The organism is Phreatobacter aquiterrae (assembly GCF_053471285.1).
Map to the genome: position 1 here is coordinate 149,598 of NZ_JBJPHW010000010.1, position 18,855 is coordinate 168,452.

An 18,855-nucleotide genomic window follows, 5' to 3' on the forward strand; every position below is an offset into this window, starting at 1 on the left:
ATGTTGGTCATGCCGTGGCTCTGGGCCGTGTTCACCGTAGTCGCGGCCGCTGCCCAGACGGCGCGCAACGCCATGCAGCGCAGCCTGACGGAGCGCCTCGGCACCATCGGCGCGACCCATGTGCGCTTTCTCTACGGCTTTCCCTTCGCGCTGGTCTTCCTCGGCCTCGTGCACCTCGCCGTCCCGGCGAAGGCGCCGACCGTCCATGGGGCGTTCCTCGCCTGGACGACCTTTGGGGCATTGTCGCAGATCGGCGCGACGGCGCTGATGCTCGCCGCCATGCGCGAGCGCTCTTTCGTCGTAACGACGGCCTACACGAAGACCGAGCCCGTCCTTGTGGCGCTGTTCGGCGTGGTCCTTCTCGGCGACCACCTGACGACCTGGGCCTGGGCGGCGATCCTCATCGCCACGTCCGGCATCGTGCTGATGTCGTGGAAGCCGGGAACCGAGCAGTCGCTGCGCCCGGCAGCCCTCGGGATCGTGTCGGCGGCCCTGTTCGGCATGGCGGCCGTCGGATTTCGCGGCGGTATCCGAACCCTCGACACATCCAGTTTCGTACTCGCCGCCACCACCACCCTTGCCTGGAGCCTCGCCATCCAGACGGCTGTCCTGACGGCCTATCTGGCGGTTGCCGACCGGGCCGGCCTGATGGCCATCTTCCGGGCGTGGCGGCCTTCGGTCGTCGCCGGGTTTCTCGGCGCCTTCGCCTCGCAGTTCTGGTTTCTCGCTTTCGCGCTGGAGACGGTGGCGAAGGTGCGGACCCTGGCACTGGTCGAGGTGCTCTTCGCCGGGATCGTCTCCGGCGCCATCATCAAGCAGGCGACAAGCCCGCGCGAGGGCCTCGCCATCGCGTTGATCGTCATTGGTGTCGCGGTCCTGCTCAGCTTCGGCTGAGTGGCGAAAGCCGTGTCAGATGGCCCATCTTGCGGCCGTCGCGCTGGTCGCGCTTGCCGTAGAGGTGCAGGACCGCCCCCTCCTCCGCCGCAATCCGGCGCCAGTCCTCGACATCGGCGCCGATGAGATTGTGCATCACGGCGTCGGAGTGCCGCAGTGTCGAGCCGAGCGGAAGGCCGGCGACGGCGCGCATATGGTTTTCGAATTGTGAGCAGTGACAGGCCGCCTCGGTCCAGTGGCCCGAATTGTGGACGCGCGGCGCCATCTCGTTGAGGAGCAGGCGATGGTCGCGCGTCACGAAGAGCTCGACGGCGAGGACGCCGACATAGCCCAGCTTCTCTGCGAGAACCGTGCCGGTGAGAGCCGCCTTCGCCGAAAGCGACACGTCGATGTCGGCCGGCACGGTCGAGGTGCGCAGGATGCCGCCGCGGTGGACGTTCTCCACCGGGTCGTAGTGGCGGATCTCGCCATCCTGTCCGCGCACCACCAGAACCGAGATCTCGCGCTCGAAGGGAACGAAGGCCTCGAGGATGGCCGGCTGGTTGCCGATCGTCGCCAGCGCGCGGACGGGATCGTCTCCCTGCCGCATGACGACCTGGCCTTTGCCATCATAGCCGAAACGGCGCGTCTTCAGCACCGCCGGCAGACCGATCTCGGCCATCGCCCGGACGAGATCATCGACGCTGTCGATGGCGGCGAATGCGGGAACGTCGATGCCGCAATCCCGGGCAAAGGTCTTCTCGATGACGCGATCCTGCGAGACGATCAGGGCATGCGGCCCGGGCCGCACTGTCAGGCGGCTGGCGAGGAAATCGGCCGCCCGGCCGGGAACATTCTCGAACTCATAGGTAACGATGTCGACGTCCTCGGCGAAGCGCGCCAGAGCCACCTCGTCCGAATAGTCGGCCTCGGTGATCCGCCGCACCACATCGAAGGCGGGGCTCTCGGGTTCGGGGGCATAGACATGGCAGCGCAGGCCGAGACGTGCTCCGGCCAGCGCCAGCATGCGGCCGAGCTGGCCGCCGCCCAGGATCCCGACGATCTGGTCCGGGCCGACCGAACGGTCAGAGGTCGTCACGGGGACGCTCCGCGATGGCGGCGGTCTGGCGCGCACGATAGGCGTCGAGGCGATCGGCGAGTGCCGGATCGTTCAGGGCCAGAACGGCGGCGGCGAGCAGGGCCGCGTTAATTGCCCCCGGCTTGCCGATGGCGAGGGTGCCGACCGGAATGCCTCCCGGCATCTGCACGATGGAATGCAGGCTGTCGACGCCGGAGAGCGCCTTGCTCTCGACCGGGACGCCGAAGACCGGCAGCGGCGTCAGGGCCGCCGCCATGCCCGGCAGGTGGGCCGCGCCGCCGGCCCCGGCGATGATGATCCTGAACCCCTTGTCCCGCGCCGATTTCGCGAACGCGAAGAGGCGATCCGGCGTGCGATGGGCGGAGACGATGAGCGCCTCATGCGCGATGCCGAGGGCATCCAGCGTCTCGGCCGTATGCCGCATGGTCGCCCAGTCCGACTGGGACCCCATGATGATGGCGACGGGCTTTTCCCCGTTCGCGGCCGCCTGCGGCATCGATGCCTCCCCCACCCGTCGAGGGACCGACGGCATCCAGAAAGAAGCGGCGGAGAATAGGCAGGCGACGACGCCGGAGCAAGACGGTCGAGGCTGCGACCTTTGGGTCAGGCATTGACCCGCGGAAATACGGTCTCAGGCACTGATGTCCGGCGTCAGGACGTCTTCCAGGTAGCTGATCCGGTCGCGCAGTACGAGCTTGCGCTTCTTCAGGCGCTGGATCTGCAGCCTGTCGGAGACTGCCACGCGTTCCAGTGCGTCGATGGCCGCATCGAGATCGCGGTGCTCCTGCCTCAGCCGCTCAAGCTCCTGCAGGGCCTCGTCTTCTTCCGTTTCCGTCAACGCCATCGTCCAGTCGCATGCCAGAGCCGCCGCGCCGCAGCCAACAGGGTCAGTATGCAGCCCATCGATCCCGCCCGGCAAGGCAGCCAAAGGCCGCAGGAGGCCGGCCCGGACAATTCGCCGTAACATTCCGTGACTTTACTTTGCCGCATACGGGTTCAGACTGATCACCAGTCCGATGCGTTTCGGACCTCGTCCGGGGCCGTCGGCACATTCTCTTGCAAGGAGGATATGGATGAGCCTGCAGTCGCATCTCTCGGAACTCGAACGGCGCCACGAGGCGCTTGAGCGTGAACTGGCTTCGGCCGTTGCGTGCCCGTCCTCCCAGGACGAGGAAATCGCTGCGCTGAAGCGGCGAAAGCTCCAGTTGAAGGACCAGATCACGCGCCTCAGGACAGGCAGCGTCAGCGTGCACTGAACTCATCCGTCCGCGCGACCGAATCGCGCTCATATCAGAAAACGCCGCTGCCGGCCTTGTCCCCATGGCCGGCAGTCGCGTTTCTGCGGAAGCGTCAGATCGAAGTCACGGCCACATGCGCCGGAACACGCCATCCTTGATGATGACGAGATGCATCAGCGCGGCGCCGACATGGGCGAAGACCAGCAGCGTCATTAGCACGGCCCCGCCGAAGTGGACCCGGTACACGGCGGCGCAGGTGCTCTCCTGCGCCGTGAACGGCAGCGTCACCGGAATGGTCCAGAACAGGCGCACGGGCCCATAGCACATGGATGTTGCGAGCCATCCCGCCAGCGGCACGAAAAAGATCAAGACGTAAAGCAGATGATGCGTCGCGCCCGAGGCAATCCGCTGGAAACGCGTCAGGGTGGGAACCGGCGCCGGGGTGCCCTGCGTCACCTTCAGCGCGACCCGGGCGACCGCCAGAATCAGGACGATGAGCCCGAAGGACTTATGCAGTTCATACAGGGTGTTCTTCAGCGCCGGATTGGCGCCGGGATTGGGCGGATAGGGAATATTGGACATATAGATGCCGACGGGCACCAGACCGATGATGAGGGCGGCTGTGGCCCAATGGACGAAGCGGTGAGGCGTCGAATAGACATCGGTCTGCGACATGGCTGGCATTCCTCTTCGGCTTCAGTCCGGGATGATGATCAGCCTGACCCGCCGATGCAAGAGAGCGGAAGCCCCGGATGCGGGTTTCCGGCCATGCCGCGCGGCGTGCCGACGTCTTGCTGCCATGATCGATCGCGACACTTTTTTAGCCTGACTTGATCCAAATGGGGCGCAGACGACATACATAGGGGTATTGCCGCCGGCCGGACCACCAATCCGGCAACCGTGCGCGGCGCGAAGGACCGTTTTTTGACGATGGATACTTCCGGAATCCTCGGTGACGAGGTCGATATCGTCCGGGCGCAGGTCGAAAGGGCCATCGCGGAATTCCGTGCCGCCCGCCCGGTGCTCATCACCAGCGCTGGCCGCGCTGTCCTCGCCTTCGGTGTCGACGGCATGGATGCCACGGCGGCGGAGGCGGCCGCGCGTTTTGCGTCCACCATGCCGCATCTTCTTCTGCCCGCAGCGCGTTTGCGCCGTCTGGGGCTGGATCGCTCCGCTCCGGCCCGCATCGCCCTGCCGCAGGTCGATCCCGCACGCATCGAGATGTTGGCGCTCATGATTGGCGCCCATGTCGATGCGCCCGTCTTTCCCGTCGACGAACTCGACGAGGCTGCTCTCGAGCTCGCCCGTCTCGCACTGGTGGTTCCCGCCGTGGTGATGATCCCGCTGCCGGCAACCTTTGGCACGAATACGCACATCCTGACGGTCGATGCGGAGGCCTTGTTCGCCTTCCGCCGGTTGCAGGCGCGCAATATCCGCATCGTCGGCCGCGCGCCGGTGCCGCTCGAAGGGGCTCCGGAGACGGAGTTCGTGGTGTTCCGCGGCGGCGAGGGCTTGCGCGACCAGGTGGCGATCGTCATCGGCAAGCCGGACCTGACCCGGCCCGTCCCGGTTCGCCTGCATTCCGCCTGCCTGACCGGCGATCTCTTCGGCTCGCTCAAGTGCGACTGCGGCGACCAACTCCGCGACACGGTGGAATGGATGGCTGCGAATGGCGGCGGCGTGCTGCTCTATCTCGACCAGGAAGGGCGCGGCAACGGCATCGCCAACAAGATGCGCGCCTACCGCCTCCAGTCCATGGGCTGGGACACCTATGATGCCGACGAGGTTCTCGGCTTCGATCTCGACCAGCGCCGTTTCGATTTCGCCGCGACGATGCTGAAGCAACTCGGGGTGACCTCGATCGACGTGATGACCAACAATCCCGCCAAGATCGCCGCCATGGCCGAGGCAGGGATCGATGTGCGCTCGGAACGGCGGGTCATCGGGCGGGCGACGGACGAGAACGTCCGCTACCTGACGTCGAAGCGCGACCGTGCCGGCCATGCCATCGACGCTGATGCGCTTCTCGCCAGCCTGACCGCCGGCAAGTGACCGGCCGGACAGTGACCTGCCGGCGGCCAGTGGCGGAGACCGCGCGGCTCGGCTAAGACGCTGGGTGTCCCGGCCGGCTGATCCCATGCACCCCATCGCCCCAGCGCCCTTCCGCCTCGCCCTGGTGCTTGTGCTGTTCGCTCTGGGCTGGCTTGTGCTGGCCGGCCCCTGGCTCACCGGTTCCGTCACCATCCCTTGGGACGCGAAGGCGCACTGGTATCCGCATCTGGTCTTCGCGGCGCGCGCGATCCACGGCGGGGTCTCTCCAGCCTGGTCACCGAACATCTTTGCCGGCTCACCTGAAATCGCCGATCCGCAGTCCGTGCTGTTCTCGGCGCCGCTCCTGGCGCTCGCTGCCCTCGACCCGCGGCCCTCGCTTGTGGCCATGGACCGCGCCGTCTTCGCCATGCTGCTGGCCGGCGGCATCGCGGTCATCCTGATCTTCCGTGATCGCGGCTGGCACTGGGGCGGCGCCCTGGTTGCCGCCCTCGCCTTCGCCTTCGGAGCCGCCGCCAGCTGGCGCATCCAGCATCTGAGTCAGGTCTTCTCCCTGTGCTGGTGGCCCATTGCATGGTGGCTGCTGTCGCGCGCCCTCGACCGCGGATCCGTCGGTTACGGCGTTGCGGCAGGCCTCGCCGCGGCCCTGATGGTGCTGGGGCGCGATCAGGTCGCCATGCTTCTCGCCTATCTGCTGGCGGGCGCGGTGGTGCATCACTGGGTTTCTGCGGAGAGGATCGGCGCTTCCATCCGCGGCAGCATCGCGCCGCTGGCGGCGGCCGCCGTGACGGGCGCGCTGGTCGTCACAGTGCCGGTCCTCATGTCGGCTCTCTGGGGGGCGGAATCCAATCGGATCGTCATCGACGAGGACGGTGCCGGCCGGGGCTCCCTTCATCCGGCCCATCTCCTCACATGGTTGGTCGGCAACCTCTACGGGGCCGCCGGGCCGCTCGTGGAGCATTGGGGCCCGCCGAGCCCGACCTGGGGCGAGACCGGGCTCTTCCTCGCCCGCAACATGGGCAACCTCTACGCTGGTGCCCTGCCCCTGTTTCTGGTTCTCGCGACGCTGCGGACCGGCGCTGCTTTCGACCGCGACATCCGCTTCGTGACGATCGCCCTGGCGCTGATGCTGCTTTATGCCCTCGGCTGGTACACGCCCGCCTTCCGGCTGTTCTGGCATCTGCCGGGCGTCGAGCTCTTCCGCCGTCCGGCCGATGCCGCCTTCGTCATCGGCGGTCTTTTCGCCTTCCTTGCGGGCTACGGCGCCCACCGGATTCTGACCGGCCGACTTGCCACGAGTTGGCGCGTCGAAGGTGCGATCGTTGCCGCAGTCATGCTTGTTGCCGTCGGCCTGATCATTGGCAAGCAAGCGCCGCAGGCGGCGTGGGTGTCGCTCGCCATCGGCGCCGCGTCGCTGGCGATCTCCCTCGCTGTCCTCGCGGCTCGCCCGCGTCTCGCAGCCACGACCATGGCGCTCGTCATGGCGGTCATCCTCACGGCCGACCTCAGGCTCACCAACGGCCCGAGCGAATCCACCGCCCTTCTGCCATCGGCCTACGCCGTGCTGGAACCCCAGACACGGGATCCAGCCATCGCACTCATCCGTTCCCTGACGGTCCGCGACGAGACCCGACGCGACCGGGTGGAGCTGATCGGCCTCGGCTACGAGTGGCAGAACGCCGCCATGTCCCACGACTTCGAGGACGTGCTCGGTTTCAATCCCGTGCGCTCCGCCGCCTATGCCAATCTGGTCGGCGCCGAGGACATTGCGGCCCTGCCGAACCAGCGCCGCTTTCCGCCGGCCTTCCCGTCCTACCAGTCCGTACTCGCCGATATTCTGGGCCTGCGCTACGTCGTGACGCGCGGGCGCGTCGAGGATGTCGACCGGAGGCTACCGTCGGGTGCGATGGCGATGGTGGCACAGGAGGGCGAGGTGCGCATCTACGAGAACCCCCGCGCCCTGCCCCGCGTCTGGATCGCCCGGTCGGCGGCGCCGACACCGCCCGACCTCGCCGTCGCCGGCTTTCCCTCCGACCTTGATCCGCGAGACACCGTCCTCATCGAGGGGATTGTTCGAAGGGCTGGCTCCGCCGGAGGGAGCGCGCGGCTCCTGTCCTATGGCAACAGCACGGTGACGGTATCGACCACCACCAGCGAAGGCGGCCATCTCGTCCTGGCGGACGCCTGGCACCCATGGTGGCGCGCCACGATCGACGGGCGCGCGGTGCCGATCCGCCGGGCCTACGGTCTCGTCCGGGCGGTCGAGGTGCCACCGGGCGCCGCGACGGTGCGCTTCACCTTCTCGCCCCTGCGCGGGCTGGTCGATCAGGTGACCCGACGCGGCTCTAGCCGGCCTTGAACGGCCGGATGGCGATGCCGGCCGCCTTCAGCGTCTCGCGCACCGTCTTCGCCATGGCCACCGCCGCCGGGTTGTCGCCGTGGACGCAGATCGTGTCGATCTTCACCTTCAGCTTCTTGCCCGTGACGGTGACGACCTCCTGATCCTCGACCATGCGCAACACGCGCGTGGCGGCCAGGGCCGCATCGTGAATGACGGCGCCTTCCACCTTGCGGCTCGTCAGGTTCCCCGAGTCGTCATAGGTGCGGTCGGCGAAAACCTCGCGCGCCATGGGCAGGCCGAGCTTCTCGGCCGCCCTTTCGGTAGCGAGGCCCGGCATGACGACATAGACCAGCAAGGGATCGACCGCCTTGATGGCGCGCCCGACGGCCATCGCCATGTCGTCGTCGTCGTTGGACATGTTGCCCATGGCGCCGTGGGTTTTCACATGCGTGACCTTGTGACCGGCCATGACGGCGAGCGCCTGCATGGCTCCGACCTGATAGGCGATCTGCCTCTCGAGGTCCGACATGCTGTCGCCGCGGATGACGCGCCGCCCGAAGCCCCAGAGGTCACCGAAGCCGGGATGGGCGCCAATCGAGACGCCCTTGGCCTTCGCGGTCGCGGCCGTCCTGTGCATGATAATCGGATCGCCGGCATGCCAGCCACAGGCGATGTTGGCGGATGAGACGATGGACAGCATCGCCTCGTCGTCGCCCATCTTCCAGGGTCCGAACCCCTCGCCCATGTCGGAATTGAGATCGACGCTCGTCATGGAGGCCTCCTTCAGGGAGTGTCGGTGAGGGAATCCGCCGGCGCGTGGGCATCGACCCAGCCGTCGACCAGATTGACGGACAGCAGATGCTCCGCATCCATTTCGATGCCGACCGGTCGCAGACCGTCGCGCACGGCGGCGAGCATCGCGGCCTGGTCGCGGGCCGCAGCAATGGCCTCGGCGAGCGAAACGGCAGCGAAAGTCAGCTCGCTTCCCGGGCGTTGATGGACGAATCGCGGCAGGTCGGCGGAAACGATGGTGGCGATCTTGGGGTAGCCGCCGGTCGTCTGGCGGTCGGCCAGCAGCACGATGGGCTCGCCGGATCCAGGCACCTGGATGGAACCGGTGACGATGCCGTCGGAGACGATGTTGAAGCCCTTGGCGTGCTCGATGGCGGGGCCGGACAACCGGTAACCCATGCGGTCGGCCTCCGCCGAGACGCGGTAGGCCTCGCCGAGGAAAGTCGCGATGCCGGCTTCGGAGAAATAGTCGTCCTGCGGGCCGAGCACCACGCGATAGGCTCCCGCCGCAACCCGCGGCGTCACCGTCGCGGTGAGGTCGGGCCCCTGCGGCGCGCCGCCGACGGGCAGCACCTGCCCCGCGCGCACGGGCGCGCGATCGATGCCGCCGAGCCCTCCCCGCAAATGAAACGAGCGGCTGCCGAGATCCTGCCGGACGGCGCACCCGCCGCTGACGGCCAGCACCATGAAGGTGCCGAGCCGGGCGGGCCCCACCGAGACCGTCTGGCCGTCCAGCGCCGTGGCGCTCGTCAGGGCGGGAACGGCATCGCCGTCAATTCTCAGATCGGCGAGCGCACCGGCCAGCGCCACGCGCACCGGGCCGCCCTCGACCACGAAGGTGCCGCCGAGGACGGTGAACTCGATCGCCGCCTCGCCGGGAGCATTGCCGACAAGCATGTTGGCGACGGCCAGCGCCACCTTGTCCATCGCCCCTGCCGGACCGACGCCGTAGCGCTGGTAGCCGAACCGCCCGGCATCCTGGATCGTGGTGCCGGCCCCGCAGTCCCTGACGAGAAGGCGCATCATGATCCGACGAGCTCCGCCACGGGCTCTCCCGCCGCGGCGGCGCGGTCGAGCGCATCCCACTCGCGGGCAGGAATGGCGTGGAAGACGACCTCGTCGCCGGCGCCGACCAGGAAGACCGGGTCGCGATCCGGCATGAAGTTGCGCACCGGCGTGCGGCCGAGGAGATGCCAGCCGGAGGGCGCCTCCACCGAGGCGAACAGCGCCTGCACGCCGCCGATGGAGACAGTGCCGGCCGGTGTCTTCAGGCGCGGGCTGATGCGCCGCGGCAGCGCAATGGACGGGTCGGCGCCCGCGAGATAGCAGAACCCCGGCAGGAACCCGAGCATGGCGGCGCGGTAGGTGCGGCTGGAATGCCGGCGGACGACCTCCTCCGGCGTGAGGCCGTGGGCCCTGGCGACATCCTCGAGGTCGATGCCGAACTCGCCGCCATAGACGACGGGAATGGACCAGCGGCGCGGCGGTGCCCGGTCCGGCACCAGAACCGCAAGAATCTCATGGACCCTTTGCTCGAAGGCCGGCATGTCGATGACGAGGGGATCGACCTGGACGAGCACCGATCGATAGGTCGGCAGCGTCTCGACGACGCCGGGGATGGCGGCCGCCGTCAGGGCCTCGTCGAAGACGAGGCACAACGCATTGACCGCATCGTCGATCTCGGTGCCGAACTCGATCGTGACGGCGGTGTCGCCACACGGCAGGAAGCGCGGTTTGGGGCCACCCATGGCTCGCTTCCGTCTAGCCCGCCAGAAGGTTTGGCAGGAACATCACGATCTGCGGGAAGACCACGAGGGACATGGTGAAGATGACCATGATGAGAAGATAGGGCATCGTCACCTTGGCAAGATAGGACAGGCTGTCCCCGGTGATGCCCTGGATGACGAAGAGGTTGAACCCGACAGGCGGCGTGATCTGCGCCATCTCCACCACCAGCACGATGAAGACGCCGAACCAGATCGGATCGAAGCCGGCCATCTTGATGATCGGCAGCACGATCGGCAGGGTCATGACGATCATCGAGAAGCCGTCGAGGAAGCAGCCGAGCAACAGATAGAAGATCACCAGCGCGAACATGAGCTGGAACGGCGACAGGCCGAGGCTTTCAACGAAGGCCGCCACCTTGGCGGGAATGCCGAGGAAGGCGGCAGCGGAGCCGAGGATCGATGCGCCGAGCAGGATCAGCGCGATCATTGAGCAGGTAACGACCGAGCCGATGGCGATCTGGCGGATCGCCACCCAGGTCAGCGAGCGCTGGACCAGGGCCACAAGGGCGGCGCCGAGCACGCCGACGGCGGCGGCTTCCGATGGAGTCGCGATGCCCCCATACATCGAGCCGAGAACGCAGGCGATGAGAAACAGCGCGGGGGCGAGGTCCTTCAGCGAGGAGAACCGCTCGCCCCACGACAGGTTGCGCAAGGCCCGTTCGCTCTCGGGCACCAGGTCCTTGCGGATCGTCGTATGGATCATCACCCAGGACATGAACAAGCCGGCCAGCAGCAGGCCCGGAATGAGGCCTGCGGTGAACAGCTTGATGATCGAGACGTCGGCGAGAACACCGTAAATGATGAGGATGTTGGACGGCGGGATGAGGAAGCCGAGCGTGCCCGCTCCCGCCAGCGACCCGACGGCGATGTCGCGCGAATAGCCGCGCTTGAGGAGTTCGGTGAGCGCGATGCGACCGACGACCTGCGTCGTCGCCGCCGACGAGCCGGAGATCGCCGCGAAGATGGTGCAGCCGATGACGTTCACATGAATGAGCCGCCCCGGAAGGAGGCCGGCCCATGGTGCGAGGCCGGTAAACAGCGAGCGCGACAGGTTGGTGCGGAACAGAAGCTCGCCCATCAGGATGAACAGCGGCAGGGCCAGCAGTTCCTGGGTCGTCAGGATGTTCCACGAATACTGCGATACCAGCCGGTAGAGCGGGATGTCGCGGAAAATCGCCAGCAGGATGGTGCCGGTCACGCCCAGGGTCAGGCCGATCCACAGCCCGCCGGCCAGGAGGCCGAACAGGATGGCGAACATGACGATGACTTCGACGGCCATGGACGGCTCCGCTCGGCGAAAGAGGATCAGGACGACGCGAGGGCCGCTATTCGACGGGGTTCGACGCCCGCATGGACGGATCTTCCAGCGGCAGGTCGAGAGCGGCGCGGATGGTCCGTGCCAGGAACTGCAGGGTCAGCAGGGCGATACCGATGGTCACCAGGACCATGGGCGGCCACACGGCCGTGCCGGACGAGATCGACACCTGGCCCCGGGCGTAGGAACTCCAGGTGAACATCACCATGGAGACCGTCAGGTAGCTGGTCGCCGCGAAGGCGAAGGCCGAAGACAGGATCTCCAGCACCTTCTTCAGCCGCGGACCGGCATTGCCCACAACCAGCGTCACCCGGATATGACCGCCGCCGCGCAAGGTCATGGCGGCGCCAAAGGTGAAGGCGGCCGCCATGAGATAGGAGGAATATTCCCAGGCATTGGGAACCACGCCCGGTCCGATGCCAAGGAAGTTCGACGCCGCGCGGGCGATGATCTCCGACAACATCAGGCAGGTCAGCGCCAGAAGGCAGAGCGCGCCGATCCAGCCGTCGAGGCGGCCGAGGCGGTCGATGCCGTCCAGGAACCACCGGATACCCGATGGCGCCCCGGCATTGAGGTCGAGGTGGGGAGCCATCGGGCGATCCTCGTCAGGAACGCTTCACTTCGGCGAGGTAGGCCTCGATCGGACCCTTCGCAGCCGGCACGCGCTTGATGTAGTCCTGCACCATGTTGGCGGTGCGGCGGCGCATGTCGGCCATCATCGGCGCCGGGATGTCGACCACCTCCATGCCGCCCTGCTTCAAACGGGCGAGGCTGTCCGTGTCGGCCTTCACCGACGTGGCCCAGAACTCCGGCTCGAGCTTCTTGGCGACCGCCTCGATGGCGGTGCGATGATTGGCGGGCAGCCTGTTCCAGGCGTCCATGTTGACGTTGACCATCTGGCAGGACCAGACGTGGTTGGTCGGATAGACGTACTTCAGGAACTCCCAGAACTTGCCGTCGACGCCGGACACGGCCGAGGTCGAGACGCCCTGCACGGCGTTCGAAGCGAGTGCGGGAATGGTCTCGCCCCACGGAATGACGACGCCCGTCATGCCCAGCGCATTGACCATGTCCTGCGCGCCGCGATCCGGGCAGCGCACCTTCTGGCCGGCGAGACCCGCCAGCGTGTCCGCTTTCACCTTGAGGTGCAGGTACTGGGTCGGCCACGGCACGATGTAGAGGTTCTTCTGGTTGTTGTTCTGCACCACCCGCTCGAACACCGGGCGAATGTACTTGTGGTAGATGCGCAGTTCGTCGACGGAACCAACGAGGAAGGGAATGCCCTCGGCACCGAGGATCGGCTCGTCGCCGATCTGCTGGATGTTGAGAACGTCGGCGATCGGCACGAGGCCGTCGCGCACGGCGCGCAGGTGCTCCGGACCCTTGAAGCCGAGCTGGCCGCCGCTCTTGACGGTGATGTTCACCGCGCCGCTGGTGGCTGCCTTCACGTCCTCGGCGAACTTCTTGGCGTTGACCGTGTGGAAATTGCCGTCCGGCCAGACCGTCGAGAGGTCCCAGTTCGCGGCCTGGGCGCGCGCCACGGTCGGTGCGGCGAGAATGCTTGTTCCGGCAAGGCCGGCTACGAATTGACGACGATCGAACATGGCGGGACTCCTGGTTCCTGGCTCTGGATGCTCCGCCTGTCTCGGCGGCAAGGCTTGGCGCCCTTGTGGGGATTGGACCGCTGTTTGGCCATGTTGACAAGGCCGAAATCCGCATCGCGCGAACGACAGCTACGCGTAGCGAAAACGCCTGCCATGCCGCCGTGAGCCGGCGATCGTTGGCTAACGATCACGCAGGGCCGGCTATGTGTCAACATGATGTTGACGTTTTATCGTCAATTTCTCTGCTTGATCTCGACATCGGGCCGCGGCAATCTGTCAGGCCGTCCTAGTGCGCAGGTTCGAGGTCTGCCGATGACCCCTCCGTCCATGCTTGGCCCGATCGTATCTTCCGCGCATCTGGCCTCGGGTGACTTGCCGGCGCTGTCCGAATTCGAGTTCGGCATGATGATGGTCAGCCATGCCTTTCATCGCTGGACCGTGCGATGCGCGGCCGCCGGCGGCGCGCCGGGGCTGTCGGCGCTTGAGAACATGATCCTGCACACGGTCTATCACCGCGGTCGTCCGAAGCGGCTCGCCGACATCGCGCTCGTCCTCAATGTCGAGGACATGCACCTCGTCACCTATGCGGTGAAGAAGCTCGAGAAGGCCGGTCTCGTGAAGGGCGAGAAGATCGGCAAGGAAAAGGCGGTGTCGGTGACGAAGAAGGGGGCCGAGGCCGTCATGCGCTACCGCGAGGTCCGCGAAGCCCTGCTGATCCAGAGCGTCAAGGCCTTCGGCACAGAGCCCGCCGTGCTCAGCCGCATCGCCACCGAAATGCGCGCGCTCTCCGGTCTTTACGACCAGGCGGCGCGGGCCGCCGCCAGCCTCTGAGGCGACCGGCCCGGTCCGCGCGTCGCCGATCAACCGCCGTAGGCCTTGGCGCCCTTCGCACTGACGAGGCCCTCGCCGACGTCCTTCGCCAGAGCGGCGCGGTCGCGCTTGGCCGGATCGCCGATTCCGGCGCCGCCCGGCGTCATCACCACCAGCCTGTCGTCCGGCGGGATGAGCTGGAAGCCCTTGCCCTTGAGGACCGTGCCCGATTTCAGCGACACCGCGCCGGGAGCGCCGTCCCTGCCGCCATCGCGTCCGCGCGGGGGATGATCGATCCGGTCATAGGCCGCCAGCAGGTCGAAGGGCTTGCCGATGCGGCTACCGACCTCGATGACCTGGCCGAGGCCGCCGCGCGTCGTTCCGGCGCCGCCGGAATCCTCGCGGAACTCCTTGCGCCAGAAGATCAGCGGCGTAATGGACTCGGCGATCTCGACCGGCGTTCCCTTGACGCCCGAGGGATAGGCGGTGGCGGAGAGGCCATCCTTCATCGGGCGCGCGCCCGTGCCCCCGTTCGACGTCACCGCCATCATGAACCCGTAGTTGCCCAGGCCCTCCTCGTCGGTCTGGCCGCGCACATTGAGGTTCCACAGGCACGAGGTGCCCTCGGCAGGAACGCGGTCCGGGATCGCGTGGCGAAGGGCGCCGAAGACCACGTCGGGCAGCATCTGGCCGATGATGTGACGCGAGGCGACCGGTTTCGGCTTTAGCGCATTGACGATCGAGTTCTCCGGCGCCGACACGGTCAGCGGCGCGAGCGAACCGGCATTGTTGGGGATGTCCTTGCCGACGATGCAGGCGAGCCCGAAGACCGTGTAGGCGGTCGTGTAGGCCAGCGGCACGTTGATGCCGCGCTTCGAGGCCTCGCCCGTGCCGGTATAGTCGACGTGGATGCCCTTCTTCGTCACCTCGACGGTGCAGGCCAGCGTCACCGGCTCGTCGTAGCCGTCCACCGTCATGGTGTTGGACCACCTGCCCTGCGGCAGGGCGGCGATGGCCTCCAGGACCGCGGCCTTCGAGCGGGTCAGGATGTGCTTCGACAGAACGTCGAGATCCTTCAGGCCGAACTCCTCCATCATCTCCGACAGGCGCTCGCAACCGACGTCGTTGCAGGCGGCGAGCGAATAGACGTCGCCCTCGGTGTCGATCGGCAGGCGCGTGTTGGCGCGGATCATCGCCATCAGCGTATCGTTCAGCTTGCCGCGATCGGCGAGCTTCAGGAGCGGGATGTAGAGCCCCTCCATGAACACGTCGGTCCCGTCCGGGCCGAAGCCGATGCCGCCGATATCCATGAGGTGGCTGGTGCAGGAGAACAGACCGACGAGCTTGCCCCTGTGGAACGCCGGGGTCGTCAGGACGAAGTCGTTGAGGTGGCCCGTGCCCATCCAGGGATCGTTGGTGATGTAGATGTCACCCGGCTTCATCGTCTCGACGGGAAAGACGCGGACGAAGTGCTTGACGCTCTCGGCCATGGAATTGACGTGGCCGGGCGTACCGGTGACGGCCTGGGCCAGCATGTTGCCCTCGCGGTCGAAGACGCCAGCGGAGAGGTCGCCCGCCTCGCGCACGATGGGTGAGAAGGCGGTGCGCAGCAACACCTGCGCCTGCTCCTCGACCACCGCGATGAGGCGGTTCCACATGACCTGCAGTTCGATGTCGGAAAGCTTGCTCATGACGGTCACTTTCCCTTCTTCGCAGCGGACTTGGCGGCAGGCTTGGCTTTGGCGGCGGGTTTGGCTGTGGCGGCGGACTTGCGGGCCGTCAGTACGAGGCCGAGGCCGGCGTCGATGGCCGCGTCGAACGTGGCGGTGACGTAGGTCGATGTGCCCGCCTCGACGATGATGGCGGGCCCCTCGATGCGCGCGCCCGGCGTCATGGCGAGCCGATCGTACATCGGCACCTTCACCATCTTGCCCGACTTTCCGTCGAAGACCGGCCGCACGCCGATCGGCTTCGGACCCGCCTTGGCCTTCGGCTTGCCGAGCACGGCCGGCCTCGCCGTGTCGGTCGTCACCAGCACGGCCCAGGAGAGGATCTCAATGGCGGCGCCGGGAATGTGGCGAGCGAAGAGCTGACGATAGCCCGCCTCGAAGGTCTCGCGCATCTTCGCGACATCCTTCTCGACCAGCCCGCGGTTGGGCAGCGCCACCGCGATCTCGTGCCCCTGCCCCGCATAGCGCATGAAGGCGGTGCGGGTTTCGGTCAGCTTGCGGTTGCCGGCGGCGGCCTTGGCGAGAGCCGTCGCCTCGGCGCTCATGGTCGACAGAAGGCGGTTCGCCTCCTTGAGGTCGAACCGGTCCAGCCGCATGAACTTCGAATGGACGAGCTCATAGGCCGCCGGCGCGCGCAGGAAACCGACGGCCGAGCCGACCCCGGCATCGGCCGGGACCACCACGCGGGCGATGCCGAGCTTCTCGGCGAGGCGGGCGGCGTGGAGCGGCGCAGCGCCACCGAAGGCCACCATCGTATGGTCGGAGACGACGACGCCGCGTTCCACCGAATGGACCCGGGCGGCATTGGCCATGTTCTCATCGACGATCTCGGCAACTCCGTGGGCGGCCATGGAGGTCGTGAGCGACAGCGGCTTGCCGACGCTGGCGTCGAGCGCCGCATCCGCCTTCTCCGGATAGAGCTTGATCGCACCCCCGGCGAAGCGTGCCGGTTCGATCTTGCCGAGTGAAACGTCGGCATCGGTCACGGTTGGCAGTTCGCCGCCGCGGCCGTAGCAGGCGGGGCCAGGAACCGAGCCTGCCGAGTCCGGGCCGACGGTGATGCGCTTGAGGGTATCGACCCGCGCGATGGACCCGCCGCCGGCGCCGATCTCCACCATCTCGATGACCGGGATACGGACGGGCAGGCCCGAGCCCTTCATGAAGCGTGACTGGCGATCGACCTCGAAGGTGCGCGCCTTGTAGGGCGTGGCATCGTGGATCAGGCAGATCTTCGCGGTGGTGCCGCCCATGTCGAAGGACAGAACCTTGTCCTCGCCCCGCTCGGCGGCGATGTAGGCGGCGAGGATGGCACCGCCGGCCGGACCCGACTCGACGAGGCGGATGGGAAAGCGCGCCGCGGTCTCCAGCGTCGCCAGCGACCCGCCCGAGGTCATGAGGTGGATCGGCCTGGAATAGCCCTCGGCGGCGAAACGCGCCTTCAGGCGGCCGAGATAGCCGGACATCAGCGGCTGCACATAGGCGTTGGCCACGGCGGTGGACGTGCGCTCATACTCGCGCATTTCCGGGCAGACTTCCGACGACAGCGTCACCGCAATTCCCGGCGCCTCTTTCGCCAGGATCTCGCGCACCCGCTCCTCATGCGCCGCATTGGCGTAGGAATGAATGAAAGCCACGGCGACGGCCTCGACCTTCTCGGCCTTCAGGGTTTTGGCGACCTTCCGGACAGCGGCCTCGTCGAGATCGATCCAGACCTTGCCCATCACGTCGATGCGTTCGGGAACCGTGAAGCGCAGCTGGCGCGGCACGAGCTGGCGCGGCTTGTCGATGAAGACATCGTATTGATCGTAGCGGCTCTCGTCGGCGATCTCGATCACGTCGCGGAAGCCCTCGGTCGCGATCAGCGCCGTCTTCGCGCCCTTGCGCTCGATCACGGCGTTGGTGGCCAGCGTCGTGCCGTGGACGAAGACGTCGAGATCGGCAAAGCCGATTCCGGCCTCCTCCAGCACGAGACGGGTGCCCTCCACCACAGCCTCTTCCGGCGCCTGCGGGGTCGTCAGCAGCTTGGTGGTGAAGCGCCTGTCCCCCTGCTCGAGGACGATATCGGTGAAGGTGCCGCCGATATCCGTGGCAAGGCGCGTGATGACTGGCTGGGCCATGCGTGAAATCCGGTCCGATCCCCGTTGCGGGACGCGTGCTGCGCCATGCAGCCCTCGCCCTGGAAGCTGTGGATTGTCTCGCACGAAACCCTTGGTCCGACGACTGCCATCCACGCGGGACCAAACATTCATGCGCGCACTTCACGATGTCAACATTTCATCGACAATTCGTCGTTGAAATGTTGTGCAGCCTATTCTGGCGCCAATCGCCCGCATCCTTCGCACATCTCTGGCGCACCCCTCTTGCGCCGTCATGGGGCTCGACGCTGGCGCCGTAGCGATGCCACGATCGACCTCATTACCCGACTATTCGGAGATCACCATGGCACTGAGCCCGCGCCCCATCGTCGAATGGGCCAAGCTGACCGCCCCCGAACTGAACGCCCTCGCCGCCGCCGGTGCCACCGTCCTGCTTCCGGTGGCGTCGACCGAACAGCACGGTCCGCATCTTGGCACCGGCGTCGACACCACGCTCTGCGGCGCGGTGTGCCGCATTGCCGCGGAAAAAGCGATGGACCACCGCCCGGTCGTCGTGGCGCCGACGCTCTGGGTCGGCATGGCCGAGCACCACATGGCGCATGGCGGCACGTTCACCCTCGATATTCCGACCTACAGGGCCGTGCTCCTCTGCCTGATCCGGTCGCTGACGCGGCATGGGTTCAGGCGGGTGCTGATCGTCAATGGCCATGGGGGCAACATGACGGCCCTCAACGCCTTTCTGCCCGACCTCGAGCGCGAGACGGGCCTTGTCGTTGCGGCGACCACCTATTTCGAACTCGCCCAGGCGGTCTTTGCGCCCTTGCTCGAGGACCAGCAGAGCGTGCTCCATGCCTGCGAGGCCGAGACCGCCATGATGATGGTTGTCGCGCCTGAGGCCGTGCGCGAGGGCAAGATGTCCGAGGCTTTCGGGCCTCATTTCGGCGACCCGCGCGCCGTCCTGTCGCCCCCTGCCCAACGCTTCCGCTCCTTCGCGACGCTCACGGCGTCCGGCGTCCTCGGCGATGCGCGCAAGGCGAACCGCGAGAAGGGCGAGAAGCTCCTCGCTGCAGCCACCGACGCACTGGCCGACGTCATTGTCAGGGGCGTGCCGTGGGAGTGAG

The 18,855-nt window shown here is 67.1% G+C and carries 18 protein-coding genes; 6 read left to right on the plus strand and 12 right to left on the minus strand.

All coding sequences use genetic code 11. The features are described from left to right. Positions 1–894, plus strand: a complete 894-nt coding sequence (locus tag ACJ4V0_RS16135) for an EamA family transporter (RefSeq protein WP_448300620.1) — start codon at positions 1–3, stop codon at positions 892–894. On the opposite strand, the gene ACJ4V0_RS16140 is transcribed toward ACJ4V0_RS16135, so the two are convergent. The 3 genes from ACJ4V0_RS16140 to ACJ4V0_RS16150 all read right to left on the minus strand — a co-directional run bounded on the left by ACJ4V0_RS16140 (position 881) and on the right by ACJ4V0_RS16150 (position 2,816). Further along, positions 881–1,972 (minus strand): 5-(carboxyamino)imidazole ribonucleotide synthase, encoded by a 1,092-nt coding sequence (locus ACJ4V0_RS16140; RefSeq protein WP_448300621.1) that lies wholly within the window; start codon positions 1,970–1,972, stop codon positions 881–883. The genes ACJ4V0_RS16135 and ACJ4V0_RS16140 overlap by 14 nt on opposite strands. Next, positions 1,959–2,468: a 5-(carboxyamino)imidazole ribonucleotide mutase gene (purE, locus tag ACJ4V0_RS16145; protein WP_448300622.1), complete on the minus strand. Its 510-nt coding sequence runs from the start codon at positions 2,466–2,468 to the stop codon at positions 1,959–1,961. Before purE ends, ACJ4V0_RS16140 begins: the two co-directional genes overlap by 14 nt. 135 nt (positions 2,469–2,603) lie before the next feature. Continuing rightward, positions 2,604–2,816 (minus strand): YdcH family protein, encoded by a 213-nt coding sequence (locus ACJ4V0_RS16150; RefSeq protein ID WP_448300623.1) that lies wholly within the window; start codon positions 2,814–2,816, stop codon positions 2,604–2,606. A gap of 229 nt (positions 2,817–3,045) precedes the next feature. Between ACJ4V0_RS16150 and ACJ4V0_RS16155 the strand changes: the two genes are divergently transcribed. Continuing rightward, on the plus strand, positions 3,046–3,228 hold the full coding sequence (locus ACJ4V0_RS16155) for a YdcH family protein (protein WP_448300624.1): 183 nt from the start codon (positions 3,046–3,048) through the stop codon (positions 3,226–3,228). Positions 3,229–3,333: 105 nt separating this feature from the next. Here ACJ4V0_RS16155 and ACJ4V0_RS16160 read toward each other — a convergent pair whose 3' ends face one another. Next, positions 3,334–3,885: a cytochrome b gene (locus ACJ4V0_RS16160; protein WP_448300625.1), complete on the minus strand. Its 552-nt coding sequence runs from the start codon at positions 3,883–3,885 to the stop codon at positions 3,334–3,336. A 255-nt stretch (positions 3,886–4,140) separates the two neighbouring features. Here ACJ4V0_RS16160 and ribA point away from each other — a divergent pair, with 255 nt between their 5' ends. Both ribA and ACJ4V0_RS16170 read left to right on the plus strand, forming a co-directional pair. Continuing rightward, the gene (gene ribA, locus ACJ4V0_RS16165) at positions 4,141–5,262 is read left to right on the plus strand and encodes a GTP cyclohydrolase II RibA (RefSeq protein WP_448300626.1); all 1,122 of its coding nucleotides are present in this window, start codon (positions 4,141–4,143) and stop codon (positions 5,260–5,262) included. Between the two features lie 85 nt (positions 5,263–5,347). Continuing rightward, positions 5,348–7,618 (plus strand): glycosyltransferase family protein, encoded by a 2,271-nt coding sequence (locus tag ACJ4V0_RS16170; RefSeq protein WP_448300627.1) that lies wholly within the window; start codon positions 5,348–5,350, stop codon positions 7,616–7,618. Here the strand turns inward: ACJ4V0_RS16170 and ACJ4V0_RS16175 are convergent. Genes ACJ4V0_RS16175 through ACJ4V0_RS16200 form a run of 6 tightly spaced genes read right to left on the minus strand, consistent with a single transcriptional unit; the run spans position 7,605 to position 13,098 of the window. Then, the gene (locus ACJ4V0_RS16175; protein ID WP_448300628.1) at positions 7,605–8,372 is read right to left on the minus strand and encodes a LamB/YcsF family protein; all 768 of its coding nucleotides are present in this window, start codon (positions 8,370–8,372) and stop codon (positions 7,605–7,607) included. The two genes, ACJ4V0_RS16170 and ACJ4V0_RS16175, sit on opposite strands and share 14 nt — an antisense overlap. Before the next feature lie 11 nt (positions 8,373–8,383). Next, entirely contained in the window at positions 8,384–9,418 is a 1,035-nt protein-coding gene (locus ACJ4V0_RS16180) for a 5-oxoprolinase subunit C family protein (RefSeq protein ID WP_448300629.1), read from the minus strand. Next, complete coding sequence (gene pxpB, locus ACJ4V0_RS16185; protein WP_448300630.1) at positions 9,415–10,140, minus strand: 5-oxoprolinase subunit PxpB; 726 nt, start codon at positions 10,138–10,140, stop codon at positions 9,415–9,417. The genes ACJ4V0_RS16180 and pxpB overlap by 4 nt, the downstream gene beginning before the upstream one ends. Positions 10,141–10,153: 13 nt before the next feature. Next, entirely contained in the window at positions 10,154–11,458 is a 1,305-nt protein-coding gene (locus ACJ4V0_RS16190; RefSeq protein ID WP_448300631.1) for a TRAP transporter large permease, read from the minus strand. 46 nt (positions 11,459–11,504) lie between these two features. Then, positions 11,505–12,086, minus strand: coding sequence for a TRAP transporter small permease subunit (locus ACJ4V0_RS16195; protein ID WP_448300632.1), 582 nt, complete (start codon positions 12,084–12,086; stop codon positions 11,505–11,507). Between the two features lie 13 nt (positions 12,087–12,099). After that, a complete protein-coding gene (locus ACJ4V0_RS16200) occupies positions 12,100–13,098 on the minus strand; it encodes a TRAP transporter substrate-binding protein (protein ID WP_448300633.1) in 999 nt (332 codons plus the stop codon). 312 nt (positions 13,099–13,410) lie between these two features. Between ACJ4V0_RS16200 and ACJ4V0_RS16205 the strand changes: the two genes are divergently transcribed. Beyond that, positions 13,411–13,929: a winged helix DNA-binding protein gene (locus ACJ4V0_RS16205; protein ID WP_448300634.1), complete on the plus strand. Its 519-nt coding sequence runs from the start codon at positions 13,411–13,413 to the stop codon at positions 13,927–13,929. 29 nt (positions 13,930–13,958) lie between these two features. Here the strand turns inward: ACJ4V0_RS16205 and ACJ4V0_RS16210 are convergent, their stop codons facing one another. Both ACJ4V0_RS16210 and ACJ4V0_RS16215 read right to left on the minus strand, forming a co-directional pair. Then, complete coding sequence (locus ACJ4V0_RS16210; protein ID WP_448300635.1) at positions 13,959–15,599, minus strand: hydantoinase B/oxoprolinase family protein; 1,641 nt, start codon at positions 15,597–15,599, stop codon at positions 13,959–13,961. Positions 15,600–15,604: 5 nt separating this feature from the next. Then, the gene (locus ACJ4V0_RS16215) at positions 15,605–17,755 is read right to left on the minus strand and encodes a hydantoinase/oxoprolinase family protein (RefSeq protein WP_448300636.1); all 2,151 of its coding nucleotides are present in this window, start codon (positions 17,753–17,755) and stop codon (positions 15,605–15,607) included. A gap of 322 nt (positions 17,756–18,077) precedes the next feature. On the opposite strand from ACJ4V0_RS16215, the gene ACJ4V0_RS16220 reads away from it, so the two are divergent. Then, positions 18,078–18,854, plus strand: a complete 777-nt coding sequence (locus ACJ4V0_RS16220) for a creatininase family protein (RefSeq protein WP_448300637.1) — start codon at positions 18,078–18,080, stop codon at positions 18,852–18,854. Position 18,855 lies beyond the last annotated feature (1 nt).

Bases quoted from the DNA above. Each gene is read 5' to 3' on its own strand.
- ribA (WP_448300626.1), top strand. From the start codon at position 4,141: ATGGATACTTCCGGAATCCTCGGTGACGAGGTCGATATCGTCCGGGCG.
- ACJ4V0_RS16195 (WP_448300632.1), bottom strand. From the start codon at position 12,086: ATGGCTCCCCACCTCGACCTCAATGCCGGGGCGCCATCGGGTATCCGG.
- ACJ4V0_RS16215 (WP_448300636.1), bottom strand. From the start codon at position 17,755: ATGGCCCAGCCAGTCATCACGCGCCTTGCCACGGATATCGGCGGCACC.
- pxpB (WP_448300630.1), bottom strand. From the start codon at position 10,140: ATGGGTGGCCCCAAACCGCGCTTCCTGCCGTGTGGCGACACCGCCGTC.
- ACJ4V0_RS16135 (WP_448300620.1), top strand. From the start codon at position 1: ATGTTGGTCATGCCGTGGCTCTGGGCCGTGTTCACCGTAGTCGCGGCC.
- ACJ4V0_RS16170 (WP_448300627.1), top strand. From the start codon at position 5,348: ATGCACCCCATCGCCCCAGCGCCCTTCCGCCTCGCCCTGGTGCTTGTG.
- ACJ4V0_RS16175 (WP_448300628.1), bottom strand. From the start codon at position 8,372: ATGACGAGCGTCGATCTCAATTCCGACATGGGCGAGGGGTTCGGACCC.
- ACJ4V0_RS16180 (WP_448300629.1), bottom strand. From the start codon at position 9,418: ATGATGCGCCTTCTCGTCAGGGACTGCGGGGCCGGCACCACGATCCAG.
- ACJ4V0_RS16205 (WP_448300634.1), top strand. From the start codon at position 13,411: ATGACCCCTCCGTCCATGCTTGGCCCGATCGTATCTTCCGCGCATCTG.
- ACJ4V0_RS16190 (WP_448300631.1), bottom strand. From the start codon at position 11,458: ATGGCCGTCGAAGTCATCGTCATGTTCGCCATCCTGTTCGGCCTCCTG.
- ACJ4V0_RS16210 (WP_448300635.1), bottom strand. From the start codon at position 15,599: ATGAGCAAGCTTTCCGACATCGAACTGCAGGTCATGTGGAACCGCCTC.
- ACJ4V0_RS16220 (WP_448300637.1), top strand. From the start codon at position 18,078: ATGGCACTGAGCCCGCGCCCCATCGTCGAATGGGCCAAGCTGACCGCC.
- ACJ4V0_RS16160 (WP_448300625.1), bottom strand. From the start codon at position 3,885: ATGTCGCAGACCGATGTCTATTCGACGCCTCACCGCTTCGTCCATTGG.
- ACJ4V0_RS16200 (WP_448300633.1), bottom strand. From the start codon at position 13,098: ATGTTCGATCGTCGTCAATTCGTAGCCGGCCTTGCCGGAACAAGCATT.
- purE (WP_448300622.1), bottom strand. From the start codon at position 2,468: ATGCCGCAGGCGGCCGCGAACGGGGAAAAGCCCGTCGCCATCATCATG.
- ACJ4V0_RS16155 (WP_448300624.1), top strand. From the start codon at position 3,046: ATGAGCCTGCAGTCGCATCTCTCGGAACTCGAACGGCGCCACGAGGCG.
- ACJ4V0_RS16150 (WP_448300623.1), bottom strand. From the start codon at position 2,816: ATGGCGTTGACGGAAACGGAAGAAGACGAGGCCCTGCAGGAGCTTGAG.